13 protein-coding genes are annotated in these 12,728 nt (G+C 67.5%); 6 read left to right on the top strand and 7 right to left on the bottom strand.

Annotated features, from left to right (window positions below; genetic code table 11):
* Window positions 1–850 (bottom strand): LysR family transcriptional regulator (locus ACQKIE_RS18020; protein ID WP_427461708.1); only part of this gene is annotated, 850 nt, incomplete at its 3' end.
* A gap of 98 nt (window positions 851–948) precedes the next feature.
* Here ACQKIE_RS18020 and ACQKIE_RS18015 point away from each other — a divergent pair.
* Both ACQKIE_RS18015 and ACQKIE_RS18010 read left to right on the top strand, forming a co-directional pair.
* Window positions 949–1,698 carry an SDR family NAD(P)-dependent oxidoreductase gene (locus tag ACQKIE_RS18015; protein WP_427461706.1) on the top strand — a complete coding sequence of 250 codons (750 nt, stop codon included), beginning with the start codon at window positions 949–951 and terminating at the stop codon, window positions 1,696–1,698.
* Between the two features lie 158 nt (window positions 1,699–1,856).
* A complete protein-coding gene (locus ACQKIE_RS18010) occupies window positions 1,857–2,309 on the top strand; it encodes a hypothetical protein (protein ID WP_427461704.1) in 453 nt (150 codons plus the stop codon).
* 14 nt (window positions 2,310–2,323) lie between these two features.
* Here ACQKIE_RS18010 and ACQKIE_RS18005 read toward each other — a convergent pair whose 3' ends face one another.
* Together ACQKIE_RS18005 and ACQKIE_RS18000 are read right to left on the bottom strand one after the other, a co-directional pair.
* The gene (locus tag ACQKIE_RS18005; RefSeq protein WP_427461702.1) at window positions 2,324–3,217 is read right to left on the bottom strand and encodes a TolB family protein; all 894 of its coding nucleotides are present in this window, start codon (window positions 3,215–3,217) and stop codon (window positions 2,324–2,326) included.
* A 10-nt stretch (window positions 3,218–3,227) separates the two neighbouring features.
* The gene (locus ACQKIE_RS18000; RefSeq protein ID WP_427461700.1) at window positions 3,228–4,394 is read right to left on the bottom strand and encodes a threonine aldolase family protein; all 1,167 of its coding nucleotides are present in this window, start codon (window positions 4,392–4,394) and stop codon (window positions 3,228–3,230) included.
* A gap of 150 nt (window positions 4,395–4,544) precedes the next feature.
* Between ACQKIE_RS18000 and ACQKIE_RS17995 the strand changes: the two genes are divergently transcribed.
* The 3 genes from ACQKIE_RS17995 to ACQKIE_RS17985 all read left to right on the top strand — a co-directional run bounded on the left by ACQKIE_RS17995 (window position 4,545) and on the right by ACQKIE_RS17985 (window position 6,944).
* Entirely contained in the window at window positions 4,545–5,366 is an 822-nt protein-coding gene (locus tag ACQKIE_RS17995) for a plasmid replication/partition related protein (protein WP_427461698.1), read from the top strand.
* Window positions 5,367–5,466: 100 nt separating this feature from the next.
* Window positions 5,467–5,952 carry a hypothetical protein gene (locus tag ACQKIE_RS17990; RefSeq protein WP_427461696.1) on the top strand — a complete coding sequence of 162 codons (486 nt, stop codon included), beginning with the start codon at window positions 5,467–5,469 and terminating at the stop codon, window positions 5,950–5,952.
* A 98-nt stretch (window positions 5,953–6,050) separates the two neighbouring features.
* A complete protein-coding gene (locus tag ACQKIE_RS17985; RefSeq protein WP_427461694.1) occupies window positions 6,051–6,944 on the top strand; it encodes a cyclase family protein in 894 nt (297 codons plus the stop codon).
* Window positions 6,945–6,950: 6 nt separating this feature from the next.
* On the opposite strand, the gene ACQKIE_RS17980 is transcribed toward ACQKIE_RS17985, so the two are convergent.
* Complete coding sequence (locus tag ACQKIE_RS17980; RefSeq protein ID WP_427461692.1) at window positions 6,951–7,793, bottom strand: class I SAM-dependent methyltransferase; 843 nt, start codon at window positions 7,791–7,793, stop codon at window positions 6,951–6,953.
* 47 nt (window positions 7,794–7,840) lie between these two features.
* Here ACQKIE_RS17980 and ACQKIE_RS17975 point away from each other — a divergent pair, with 47 nt between their 5' ends.
* Window positions 7,841–9,643 carry a glycoside hydrolase family 97 catalytic domain-containing protein gene (locus ACQKIE_RS17975; protein WP_427461690.1) on the top strand — a complete coding sequence of 601 codons (1,803 nt, stop codon included), beginning with the start codon at window positions 7,841–7,843 and terminating at the stop codon, window positions 9,641–9,643.
* Here ACQKIE_RS17975 and ACQKIE_RS17970 read toward each other — a convergent pair.
* Genes ACQKIE_RS17970 through ACQKIE_RS17960 form a run of 3 tightly spaced genes read right to left on the bottom strand, consistent with a single transcriptional unit; the run spans window position 9,640 to window position 12,661 of the window.
* Window positions 9,640–10,329 carry a sensor histidine kinase gene (locus ACQKIE_RS17970; protein ID WP_427461688.1) on the bottom strand — a complete coding sequence of 230 codons (690 nt, stop codon included), beginning with the start codon at window positions 10,327–10,329 and terminating at the stop codon, window positions 9,640–9,642. The genes ACQKIE_RS17975 and ACQKIE_RS17970 overlap by 4 nt on opposite strands.
* A gap of 38 nt (window positions 10,330–10,367) precedes the next feature.
* Window positions 10,368–11,831, bottom strand: a complete 1,464-nt coding sequence (locus ACQKIE_RS17965) for a ligand-binding sensor domain-containing protein (protein ID WP_427461686.1) — start codon at window positions 11,829–11,831, stop codon at window positions 10,368–10,370.
* Window positions 11,732–12,661, bottom strand: a complete 930-nt coding sequence (locus ACQKIE_RS17960; protein WP_427461684.1) for a ligand-binding sensor domain-containing protein — start codon at window positions 12,659–12,661, stop codon at window positions 11,732–11,734. Before ACQKIE_RS17960 ends, ACQKIE_RS17965 begins: the two co-directional genes overlap by 100 nt.
* Between the last annotated feature and the right edge of the window lie 67 nt (window positions 12,662–12,728).

Below are 12,728 nucleotides of genomic sequence, written 5' to 3'. Positions count from 1 at the left end.
ACAGGCGCACCCGCGCGGGTGGCAGGCGACCGAAGGCATGCATGGCATTAAGCGGGCGCAACGGCAGCCGAAGATGCGTCATGACCTGCACGAGGTCCCCCCGATCCAGGTCTTCCTGCACGGTGCACTTCATCAGGTAAGCCACGCCCATCCCGTTGAGTGCAGCGGTGCGCAGACCGAAGCCTGTATCGAGCCCCATGCGTCCCTGTGGAACGATCGTGCTGCCGTCGGCGAAGGTTACGGGGAGCGACCGTCCGCGCCACAGGTACCGGACGAACGGCAGCGCCCGGAGTTCATCCAATGTCTCGGGATGCCCCTGTTCGTCGAGGAACGAGGGAGCCGCGACGAGAGCCATCTCCAATCGGGCGAGGACGCGGGTTTTCAGTTCGCTCTCCACCGGTTCACCCACGCGGAAGACCACGTCGTAGCCCTCGCCGATCACGTCTACCTGGCGGTCCATGAGGATGAGGTCGAGCTCCAGGTCCGGGTGCAGGGTGAGGAAGCCCGTCGCGATCCGTGGCATCAACAAGCGCCCGAGATCGCTCGGCATGCTCACCCGCAGCCGGCCACTCGTGCCGTTCGTTGGTCGGATGGCGTCCGCCGACTCCTCGATGTCGCGGAGCAAGGGGGCGACGCGGTCGAAAAAAGCGCGGCCGTCCGGTGTGAGACTGAGGGTCCGGGTGGAGCGGCGAAAGAGCTTTATCCCGAGTTCGGCCTCCAGGCGCGCGATGCCTTTCGAGATGGCCGACGGCGTCGTGCCGGCGTTGCGCGCCGCGGCGCTGAACGACCCCGCCTCCACCGCGCGGACGAAGGCGACGAGACTCGCCGACTGGTTCAGCAGGCTGCCCATCTTGGACTCCAAGGCACAGGTGAAATGCCATCCCGAGGACTGCGGGTCGGGAAACGGCGATCCATATCATGCCCAACCCATACAGCACTGGATATTGCATGAAACGCTTGCAAGGCAAGACAGCCCTTATCACCGGGGGCAATAGTGGCATCGGCCTCGCCTCCGCCGAACTGTTCGCTGCCGAAGGCGCCCAAGTCATCGTCAGCGCACGCCGCCAGGACGTGCTCGACGAAGCCGTCCGCAGGATCGGGCATGGTGCGGTCGGCATCCAGGGTGACGTCGCCGATCTCGAACACCATGCCGCGGCCGCCCGGCTGGTCCGCGAGCGCTTCGGCGCCCTCGACATCTACATGGCCAATGCGGGTGTCATCACGATAAAGCCTTCTGTCGACGTAACGCCAGCCGAGTACGACGCGCAATTCGCCGTGAACGCGCGTGCCGTGTTCTTCGGCGTGCAAGCCATCGCGCCCACCCTCCGGGACGGGGGCACCATCATCCTTACCAGTTCACTCGCAGCCACCAGGGTGCTGGACGGACATGCCGTCTACGCCGGATCGAAAGCCGCCATCGGCGCCTTCGCACGCAACTGGGCACTGGAGTTCCGGCCGCGACGCATTCGCGTGAACGTGCTCAGCCCCGGGCCGGTCGACACGTCCATCCTGGAAAAGCTCGGCATCGCGCCCGCCGACCGACCGGCGTTCCTCGCCGCGATGGCGGAGCGCATTCCCGCGGGGCGCCTGGGAGACGTCGACGAACTGGCCCGCGCCGCACTTTTCCTTGCGTCCGACGAGAGTGGCTTCGTCAACGGGGTCGACCTGCATGTCGACGGAGGCATGTCGCTGGTCTAGGAACGCGCCACGATTCTTCTCAGCGTCTGGATTGCCGGGGTTTCGTCGCGGCACCGGTCGAATGCCGCGACGAGGCGAGTGCTTTGACAGTGGTGACCGGTGCTGAGACCGTTCGCGCACTTTGGCAGCAGGACACCACGTTGAAACGCAGAAACATCATGAAAGGGAGCGTCATCGCGCAGGCCGCGCTCGTCCTTGGCCTCTCCTCCTTCGACACCGCGGCGGAAACGGCGTACTTCTCCCTGGTTTCCACGGGCGGCGTGCGTACAGCGGCGCACGAATTCGTGTTTGGCGTCAGCGATACCGACACCATCGCCACGCTGCGCGACATCGTGGTGAATGCTGGTGACATTCCGCCGCGCAACCAGCGCATCACGGGCCGCATCGTGACGAGCCGCATGGACTATAACGCCGAGTGGCCGTTCCACCTTGTGCCTTCGACAGTCCGGCTGACGGAAGGCCTGGATACGGAAGCGTGCGATGCGACGCCTTTCGAGATCGAGGACAATCTCAGCCTCGTCGGCGGGGCGTTCCTTCCCGGCTCGCGCTGGTGCCCTTGGTCGATGCGCCTGGTGAGGGAAGTCGCACCAGCCGCGCCGGTCGCAAGATAGCGCCGCATTCCACTTCAGGACGAGGTAGTTCCGCAGCGTGGCGGCCAATCTTCCTCGCCGTCACGGTGCCAGACGAAGAACTCGCCGGAGCGCGCTTCGCCGGTATCCCGCGAGAACAGCATCGACTCGCCGCTCGGGGAGAACAGCGCGCCGATCTCGGAACCGTTGACGTTGATCTCCGCGCCCAATCGCACCCGAGGCGACCAGGCGTCGTTCGTCCTCTGCGATAGGAAGTAGCCGCCGTCGGCGGCCAGGACCATGGTCGAACCGTCGGGCGAAGGCAGTGCCTCGTATTCGTTACGCGCCGTGTTCAAGCCAGGCCCCGCGTTCTCGACGATCCATTTGCCGCCCGCGTCCTCGCGTGCACGCCAGATATCGTTCTTCCCCGCGCCGCCCGGGCGGTTCGAACCGAAGTACAACCAACCGTCGGGACCAAGGCGAGGAAACCACTCGGCCTCGTCCGAATTCACCGGCGCCGGTAGCCGGAGAGGCTTGCGCCAGCGTCCGTCGATGCCGCGATCGACGCGCCAGATGTCGAGGTCCTTACTCCGCATGCCGCCATTGGCGCGGGTCGATATGTAATACAGGTGGGCACCGTCGGGGGTGAACCACGGGTCCGCCTCCAGCCCTTTCCCCGCGAACGAAGGAGGTTTCGGCGTCGACCAATGAGCACCCTCGCAATGCGTGGTGAGTATCCGCCACCCCGCAAACGACTTATCGCTGCGCACGAAGTACATGTCGCTGCCACGGGGATCGAATGCGGCATGCGATTCGAATAGCTCGCTGGACACGCCCGCGGGCCGCCACGGCTCAACGGCAGCCGATCGGTAGGATTCCGGCCTCTCCTGCGCCCTCGTCGCGAACGGGAGCGCAAGCACGACAAGGACGACGGTGTACATGCGGTTCATGGGCGCCACCTCATGCCGATGTCGACGGCGCGAAGGCCCTCGCGATGACTTCCACGGGCTTGCGCAGGATCGTTTCGTTGAATGTCAGCGGCAAACCGCCGTCGATGACGTCGCCGGTGACGACGTCGATCTTCGCCAGCCGCTCCTTCAGTCCGTTGGCCACGTGCTCGTCGAGCGTAAGGAAAGCGATATTGGTGCCATTCGGCACGCGACGCACCGCGATGCCCGGCGTGGCAGCGAGCAGGTCGAGGAGCTTCTCGCCGGCCGCGCGCACACGACTCCATCGTTCGCCGAACCCGTCGAGCGTTTCCTCCGCAACGGCCGCCGCCATCCAGCCGTGGAAGATCGCGCCGCCGAAGACGTGACGCGCCTGGCGCGCCTTCGCAACGAAGTCCTTGCTGCCGGCGAGCACGGCGCCGAAGGGTGCGCCGAGGTACTTGTAGAGCGAGACATACACCGAATCGAAGGGTGCGCAGTATCGCTTCACGTCGAAGTCCTTGCTGCCGTACATCAGGAGCAGGCGTGCACCGTCCAGGTGAGTTCCCGCCCCCTTGCTCCGGGCCAGTGCGCCGATTTTCGCCACCGTTTCCTGCGATACCGCCGCCCCGTCCAGGCGGCGCACCGGACTCTCGATGGACACGGCACCGACGTCGACCGGATACGGCTTCTCCGCGCTCTGGGCAAAGGCGGCGGCGATGCCTTCGTACAAGGCGTCCGATGCCCCGCCCTCCACGGGAACAGGATTGATCGAACTCATCACGGCGACGGCGTCCGCCTCGTCGCGGTAGACATGGCTTTCCTTCTGCAGGAGGACGCGCGAGCGGTCGCCGCTGAGCAGGCGAATGGCGATCTGGTTCGCCATCGTCCCTGTCGGCATGAACGCGGCATCCTCCTTCCCCAGCAACGCCGCGAATTTAGCCTCGAGCGCGGCGACCGCGCCCTCGGCGAGGTAGAGATCGACGACGCCCTTGCCGTCCCCGACGACCCGCGCCAGCTTCGCCGGATACTCGCCAGGCTTGGTGAAGAGGCTGTCGCCCCGGAGCGACACGATCCTGTCGGACGGGACCGCCTTCGGTGGCGGGGCGGCCGCGCGCACCGGCGTCCAAGGCGTGCCGGCGGCGGCCAGGGAAAGTGCGCCCATCGGTAAGGCCTGCACGAACTCGCGACGACTGACCATCCTGCCCTCCCCGGACGCGGCCCTGCGGGCCGCCTCGCCCAAGCCTCGCACGGGATTGGGAACGCTGCCTATGCCGGAAGCCCTGCACGGCCCGCCCCCAGGCACTAGAATGCCCGCCCCGCCGCCGCCGACGTCCCTACCCGCCCCTCCATGCACATCGTCATCAACGAAGAACTCAAGGCCTACATCGATCCGCTCACGCCGGACGAGTACGAATCGCTCGAGCGGAGCCTGCTCACCGAGGGTTGCCGCGACGCACTGGTGCTGTGGGGAGACACGCTGGTGGACGGGCACAACCGCTACGGCATCTGCCGCAAGCACGACATTCCCTTCAAGACCGTACAGAACGAGCGATTCCAGTCCCTCGACGACGTGCACCTCTGGATGATCGAACAGCACCTGGGCCGACGCAGCGTGTCGGACTTCCAACGTGGCGTGCTGGCCCTTCGCAAGCGCGAGATCCTGGCGGAACGGCGCGCGCGCGAGGCCGAACAGGGCGAGGGGGCTCCCGCCCTCCCCTTCGACGCCACCGGCGCGCAGCCCGCGCCCGCCAAGGCGCCACGCACCGTGGCGACGGAGAGCCGCAAGGACATCGCCCGGGAGGCGAGGATCAGCAGTAACCAGGTCGGCATGATCGAGAAGATCCGCAAGGAGGCCGCTCCCGAGGTCGTCGCGGCCGTGAAGTCGGGCACCTTGTCGATCAGCGCCGCGGCGGCCGTCGCCACCTTGCCGGAAGACGAGCAGCGCGCCGCGGCCAGCGCCGGCGATGCCCAACTCAAGGAAGCGGCGAAGCGGGTCCGGGAATCGAAGCGCAAGCCTCGCGAGAAACCCACGGACGAGGTGAAGGCGCTGCGCGAGCAGGTCGCGGATCTGGAGGCGGAGAACCGCAACCTCCGCCGGGAGATCGACACCTTGCGCGCCCGGCTTGGCGAAGCCCTGCCCGAGGACGCAGACGAGGCCCTCGCGGAGTAAGGTGGGAAGCGGCCGGGAACTCGGAAGGCTCTCCGGTGATCCAAGGCCGGTACACCGGACGCGCCCTCGAGCGTTCGAAGGCATGAACCCGGAGCGTCCCATGAAAATCTTTCTCGCCCTTGCCGCCACCCTCCTCGCCTCGGCCGCCGCGGCCCAGGACAAGCCGCTCAACCTGAAGCTGCCGCCGAATTACGTGCCGGCCCCGTCCAGCACGGCGGCCGCTCCCGCTTCTGGCGCGACCGGCACCGCGGTACCGACGGTGACGAAAAGCGGTGAAAGCGTCGCCGTGACGCCCTCCCGTCCCAAGGACCCGCCGGGGACCTACTACGGCGACACCAGCGGCCGCATGCAGGGCGTCGACGTCGCCGATGACGTGCCCCGCTGCGACGACGCCACCTATAACAAGCCGCAGGTCCACGGCAGCGTCACCACTGGGGTGGTGAGCGCGAGCCACGGCGGCAGTGGCAGCTACCAGGCGGGCACGGTCAGCCTCAGCCAGGCTTTCGGCAGCTGCGACCACCCGACGGGTGGGGTCAGCATCTCCGTCGGCGGTGGCACCGGGCATTTCGGTCGCGGCCGTTGGTGACATCCCGGGTGGCGTGAAACGTCCCCTCGACGACCGCCGCGGGCCTGCACCGGGGCGGTCGCATGCGCGATGCTATGGGCCCCACCCCCGAGGTTCCCATGGCCGACAAGCGCGTGTGTTTCGATTTCGAGATCGAGTTCAGTAACGGCGGCGGCATCCAGGGCCAGGGCTTCCGCCTGGACATCCAGGGCGACGACATCGACGACGACGCCTTGGCGGCGCACATCGTGGATGACATGCGCCTCCTGATGGTCGGCTCGGTGCGCATCGTCAACAAGCGCATCGTCGAGGAACGGCACAAGCGCGCTGAGGCGGCCGAACAGATCGTGGCGGCGGGTAGCGCTGTCTACGACCTGAGCCACGACATCGTGGACGGGATGATCACGTACAAAGGTCTTCCCGCGCCGTTGGTGTGCGACCACCTCACGCGCGAGCGGTCGCGCGGCATCTATGCCGAGGGTACCGAGTTCCAGATCGGGCGGATCGACATGGTGGCCAACACCGGCACGTACATCGACACGCCGTTCCATCGCTATGCCGACGGCCACGACCTAGCGGGTCTGGCCCTGGAGCGCGTCGCCGACGTGCCCGGCATCGTCGTGCGCGTGGAAGGCATGCACGGCTCCGCCATCGACTGGCACGCTTTCGCGCCGCTGGACGTATCCGGGAAGGCCGTGCTCGTGCAGACCGGCTGGGATCGCCACTGGGGCACGGATGCTTATTTCGAGGGGCACCCCTTCCTCACCGAAGCGGCCGCCAAATGGCTGCGCGACAAGGGCGCCTTGGTCGTCGGCATCGATTCCTACAACATCGACGATGTCTCGACCGGCATGCGACCGGTCCATTCGGTGTTGCTCGACGCGGGCATCCCCATCGTCGAACACCTGACAGGACTCGCCCCGGTGCCTGCCGAAGGTTTCCGCTTTACGGCCGTACCACCCAAGGTGCGCGGGATGGGTACGTTCCCGGTACGGGCGTACGCGAAGATGTGATCCGCTTCAAGGAACGCCGGGTTTCGAACGGAACACGACGATACGCTCGGGCGTCGACGGATCGGGGTCGTCGCTGTGCAACCAAGGCATCCTTGCGAACGTGCGCGAGCAGGGTCCGAGGGTAACCACGCGCACGTGGCGCTGGCGGGCCTCGCGCTCGATCTTCGCCACGACGTCTCGCAGCACGGTACCGATGAAGGGCGTGAAAAGATAAAAGACGTCCGCCTCCGACAGGTCGGCGTCACGGGCATCGCCGACGGCGACGTGCACACCGTGCAGGCCAAGGCCGCTCACTGCCTCCATCGCCCGCGCGACATAGGCGGGTTCGCGTTCGACACCGAGCGTGCGCGCGCCGGTGAGGACGTGCACCAGGATCGGCACGTGGCCCAGTCCCGCGCCGAGGTCCATGACGACGTCGCTGCCGGCGATACCCGCTCGGTGGATGCCGTCGATGATGTGGCGCGCGGGCGTCGGCTGGTAGAAAACCATCTCGGGCGGCGGTGCCGGTTGTTCCACATCGGGCTCATCGATCGCCAGTACACCAGCGAGCACATGGTCGAGCACGTCGTAGTGCTGCCCGGTGGGGGAACCGACATCCAGCCACGATGCGAACGCCGCGCGTCCTTCGCCCCGCCGAATCGCGTCGCGCAGCACGGCGAAGCCTTCGCCATCGATCGCCTCCATCGCGTCGAGGAGGACGAGCGCACGCGCCCGTACCTCCGGATCGCTCGCACCGAGCAGCAGAAGGTCGAGGCGATCCGCGGCTTCCGCGCGCCAGAGGAACGCCGACGGATGCTGCCAGCCGACCTCCTGTTCGAGGAAAGCCACGGTGGAGGAGAGGGATTCCATCGCCGCGGATGGTACCTTGTCGCGACGCCGCCGACAGGAAACCCTGGATGAAACACGTACGACGTTCGCACCTTCCCTGCCGTCTCGCCGCCGTGCTCGCCGCTTTCGTGAGCGTTCCGGCCCTTGCCGCGCCGCCGCTCGCCACTCTCGTCTTTCGTGACGGCGGTCGACCGGTGCTCAGCATCACGGATCCGCACGGGCTTGCCCTCGTGGACGAAACGCTTGGCCTGCGTACGACGGATGCCGACCTCACCCACGACTTGAAGCTGGTGGCGACCAGCCATCGCCAGCTCACGGAGCGGTATCGCATGACGGTGGGCAAGCGCCTCGACCGCAGCGCCAATCTCTCCGAAACGCGTTACGCATTGCAGAACGCCAAGGGTCAGAAGCTCGACGTCGTGGTGCGTATCGCCAACGACGGCGTCGCCTTTCGCTACGAACTCCCCGGCGTGACCCAGGCGACGGTTACCGGCGAGGCTACCGCCTTTGCGCTGTCGCCCAACGCGAAGGCCTGGTTGCTTCCGTATAACCCGCAGTACGAAAAAGAGCGCATCGAGACCACCGCGGGCGCCGCCGCAACGGGCGACTTCGGCTACCCATCGCTGTTCCGCGTCGGCGATAACTACGTCCTGATCACCGAAGCCAACGCGGACGGCCGCTACGACGGCAGCCGGCTCACGCATGCAACGAACAGCGGAACGTATGCGCTGACGCTCGCCGACCCGCGCGTCGACAGCAATGGTGTCACGCCCTGGCGCACGGTGATCGCCGGCGACCTCGCTACCGTGACCGAATCCACCCTCGTGGACGACCTTGCCGATCCCGCGCACTTCACCGATACGTCATGGATCCGGCCCGGGAAGGTGGCCTGGTCGTGGCTGAGCGAACATGAAAGTCCTTCGAATGCCGAGCGGCAGAAGGCGTACGTCGATTTCGCGTCGCGCAACCGCATCCCGTACGTGCTGGTGGACGAGGGTTGGAACGACAGCTGGGTGCCGGACCTCGTGCGTTACGCGAAGGCAAAGCACGTCGACATCCTCCTCTGGTTCCACTGGTCGAAGCTAGACACGCCAGCCAAGCGCATGGCGGGACTGACGAAGGTGAAGGGCTGGGGCGTGAAGGGCGTGAAGATCGACTTCATGGAATCCGACTCGCAGGCGCGCTACCGCTGGTACGACGCCACGCTGGCCGACACCGCGCGCCTGCACCTCATGGTGAACTTCCACGGCGCCACGATCCCGCACGGGCTCGCGCGCACCTGGCCGCACCTCATGACGATGGAAGGCGTGCGTGGCGCGGAGAACGATCCGCCCGTCGTCGGGAACACGATCCAGCCGTTCACGCGTAACGTCGTGGGTTCGATGGATTACACACCCGTCGCCCTCGATGCCGGAAAGATGGAAGCCTCGATCGCGCACGAGGTGGCCTTGCCGATCGTGTTCGAATCCGGATGGACGCATCTCGCCGATCGTCCGGAAGCGTATGAGAAGCGCCCCCAGGCGCTCGCCTTCATCGACCAGGTGCCGACCGTCTGGGACGAGACGAAGCTCATCGCGGGAACGCCAGGACAGGACGCCGTTTTCGCACGCCGCAGCGGCGATCGCTGGTTCATCGGGGCCATCGCCGCCGGACCGGCCCGTCGGCTCACCGTGCCCCTGGCGTCGCTCGGCGTCGGTCCGTGGCATGCGGACATCGTGCGCGACGGCGTCGGTCGCGGCGATGTCGTGCGCTCTGCGCAGAATGTCACGGCGGATGGTTCGCTGTCGTTCGACGTGCCGGTGAATGGCGGCTTCGCCGCCATCCTTTGTCCTGTGGCCAAGGGACAGTTCGCGAACGGCTGCTACCGCTAGCGGAGCGCGTTGCGCGCCCGGCGCCACCAGCGACCGAAAGGTGTGTGGTGGCCCGGGAACGCGCGTTCCAATGGCACGCGCGCCAATACCTCGGTGCCGCCCTCGTCGCGCGACACGATGGAGGCGGTACCGCCCACGGATGCGGCGCGCTCGCGGATGCCGCGCAGGCCCCAATGTCCGTCGCGGCCATCGCGCAACACGGCGCCATCGATGCCGCGCCCGTCGTCTCGTACGCTCAGCACCAGGTCGCAGCCCTCCACGCGAAGGTCGATGTCGATGCGGCTGGCGTCGGCGTGGCTGGCGGCGTTGTGCAAGGCTTCGCGCGCGATGCCGAACAGCTCGTCGCGAACCAGCGCACTGAGGTCGCGAAGGTCGGCGTGGACGGCGACCGCCACGGCCGGTACGGTGTGCTCCGCCGCGTAGGACTCGGCAAGGGAGCGCAACGCCACGTCGAGATGCACGGACCCGTGCCCGTGCGTGCGCAGGTCGCGCACGCGGTCGCGCGCCTCGACCAGGGCTTCGTCGGCGCGGTCGAGCGCGCTTTCCATGGCGGCGCGCAGCGGCTCCTCCGGCGGCACGCGGTTGGCGATCGCCTGGAAGCGCATCGTGAGGCCCTGGATGCTCTGCAGCAACGTGTCATGCAGTTCCCTCGCGATCCGTTCGCGCTCGGCATGACGCTCCTGCAAGCGCGCGCGCAGCTGCGAAGCGATGCGACGGAGGCGGATCAGGAAGCTACCCAGATCAGCACCGCCACCAGCACGAGGCAGAGCAGGAAGAACCAAGGCATCTGGTAGAACGCCCGCGCCACCGTCACCGTGATCGCCGCGCCCTCCGTGTTCGCGACGCCATCCTCGTTCGTCGCCGTCACGCGGAAGACGTAGGTACCCGGCGGCGGGTCGGTGTAGACCGCCTCTCGATCGCCGCCGGCATCGCGCCAGCGGGTATCGAGTCCTTCCATGCGGTAACGAAAACGCACCCGCTCCGGCATGGTCAGGCTGGTGGAGGTGAAGGCGATGCGGAGCCGTTCGATCCCTGCGGGAAGGCTTACCGATGACCCGGCCGGCCATGTGCCCGCGTCGGTGGAGACGGTTCGGATCGACACGGGCGGCGGGAGGCGGTTGCGGGGGATATCCGCTGGGTCGATCGACACGATGCCGCTGGTGGTGGCGAACCAGAGCCGCCCGTCGTCCGCCACGACCGCCGTCGGCAACGGCCGGAACTGCGCCGGGGTACCCGGCAGGCCATCGAGCGAATCGAACCAGGCGACGGACGGCCGATAGGAGGGATCCTCCAACGCACGCGCCATGTCGGCGCCACGGACCCGGGCGATGCCCTGGGCCGCGTTCGCCCAGAAGTCGCCCTGGTGATCGCGGACAAGACCGGATACGCCCCGCATCGGTTCGCCCTGGGTGGCGACCATATGGGCACGACCACCGACGACGACGCCAATACCGAGTTCGCCGCCGACCCACATCGCGTCGCCATCCTCGAGCAGCGCCGTGACGTTCCCCACCGCCAGCCCTTCCGCCGTGCCGAAACGCGTGTCCTCCGATCCTTTGCGAACCAGGAGGGCGTTCCGCGCGAAGCCCATCCATAACCGGCCGTGGCGATCGTTCTTCAACACCAAGGGCGACGGATCGTTGGCGAACGCGGGCAAGGCGTCGTGCTCCCAGCCGCCTTCGGTGAAGTGGAAGATGCCGGGCCGGTTGATCGAGACCCAGGCGCCACCTTCCCCGTCACCGGTCACGGCCTGCACCCCCGAGTAGTCGGGATACGGCAGCGACGCATACGGTTCCGGGGCGCCGTCGTGCAATCGCCAGATGCCATCGGGTCCGGCGAGCCACGCGCCGTCGGCATCGCGGCTTGCCGCCGTGATCGGCTGGACCAGCGTCGTGGACATCGTTCCCGTCGCCTCGACGCGGGCCAGCGGGCGGTTCTTGGTGCCGACCCACACCCCGTGACCTGGCGCGGCGACCATCGCAAAGTCGGTGGCTCCCGGCGACGTCATCGCCGGCAGGAGGCGACTCACGCGAAAACGATCGAGGCCCCTGCTTCCGCCCACCCAGATACTCCCCTCGCGATCCTGGATCACCGCGCTGGCGTAATCCGAACTGAGCCCGTCGCGCTCGACGAAACGCTGCGCCTCCTTCCCCTCGGGGCCGATCGCCATGCCCGCCAGGTCGCCCACGTAACGCGCCGGATGCCGTCGCCGAGTGTCGGCATCCACAGCGCGCCGTCCCGGTCGAAGAGGAGTCCCGCCGATGAGAGCCTGAGCACCGGTCCCGCCGCCTCGGCCGCGCCCTTCCCTGTCCATGCAGGACGCACGCCACCATCCGCTTCGGCGACCCAGATCGAACCATCGCCCGCCTCGGCGATGCGGTTGATCCTGCCGACGGCACGCGTAGCGACCTCGAACGTCTTCCCGCCCGGCGGCAGCCACGCCAGCGCACGCTCGGTCGCCACCCAGAGACGGCCTTCGCGATCTACCGAGAGGTTTCGCGCGCGCTCGCCCGGCAGGCCCATAGCCTGCTGCACGGGATGCCACCGTCCATGATCGAACGACACCAGGCCGTTGAACGTGGCGGCCCAGATCCGCCCGTCCGGCGTGCCGCCGATGGCATACACCGTTCCCGTGGGCAGGCCGGAGGCGGAGGAATAATGCGTGGCGCGACCGCCATCGACGAAGCTCGCAACGCCATAGCGGAAGCCGATCCACAGGCCGCCGGAAGGCGGCGCGTACAGCGAGGCCACACTGGACGCCAGGAAATCGCCACCTTCGCGCGGCCGATAGCGTTCGAAGCGCACACCATCGAATCGATACAGCCCCGTCTGCGTACCCAGCCACAGGTAGCCGTCCGCCGTCTGCGCGAGCGCCGTGACTTGCCCGGGCGCGCCTTCCCGCACGGTCCAGGCCGTGTGGTAGAACTGCGCGATGTCGCGGTCTCGGCTGTCGCTGGCATGCGCGGCGCTCGCGAACGCGAGCCACCCGGCCGCAAGCAACCGGAGAGGTGTCCACACGCTCCTCGCACGCCTCGAACGCACCCGTCGGCCCTCCGTTAGACAGACAAAGATAGCGCGTGAGCGG

Origin of the sequence: Luteibacter sp. NPDC031894, assembly GCF_050273135.1 — a bacterium.
In the GTDB taxonomy this organism is placed as follows: Bacteria; Pseudomonadota; Gammaproteobacteria; order Xanthomonadales; family Rhodanobacteraceae; genus Luteibacter.
Note: the sequence above shows the minus strand (reverse complement) of the source record. Positions and strands in the feature narration are given on the sequence as shown.